The organism is Streptomyces sp. NRRL F-525 (assembly GCF_000716605.1).
In the GTDB taxonomy this organism is placed as follows: Bacteria; Actinomycetota; Actinomycetes; order Streptomycetales; family Streptomycetaceae; genus Streptomyces.
On sequence record NZ_JNXE01000189.1, the window covers coordinates 1 to 321 of the forward strand.

1 protein-coding gene is annotated in these 321 nt (G+C 68.8%); it reads left to right on the top strand.

What is annotated here, in order from left to right; translation table 11 throughout:
• The coding region (locus OO69_RS48475) for a CDP-alcohol phosphatidyltransferase family protein (protein WP_033287447.1) at positions 1–243 on the top strand (243 nt) is incomplete at its 5' end.
• Between the last annotated feature and the right edge of the window lie 78 nt (positions 244–321).

Genomic DNA, 321 nt, shown 5'->3' on the forward strand with positions numbered 1-321 from the left:
ATCCGGTACGGCGTCATCCCCGCGAGCCGGGGCGGCAAGCTCAAGACGCTCATCCAGGGAATCGCCGTCGGCATGTACGTCCTGGCGCTGACGGGGCCCCTGGCCACCCTGAGGTTCTGGGTGATGGCGGCGGCGGTCGTCCTGACCGTCGCGACCGGCCTGGACTATGTGAAGCAGGCCATTGTGCTGCGCCGCCGGGGAATCGCCGAACGCAGAGCGGCGTTGAAGGAGACGGAAGTTTGAGTTCCACGGCCGCCGACGTGGTGCGACTACTCACGGTCAGGGGCGAGACCCTCGCGGTCGCCGAGGGCGACGAGGTGG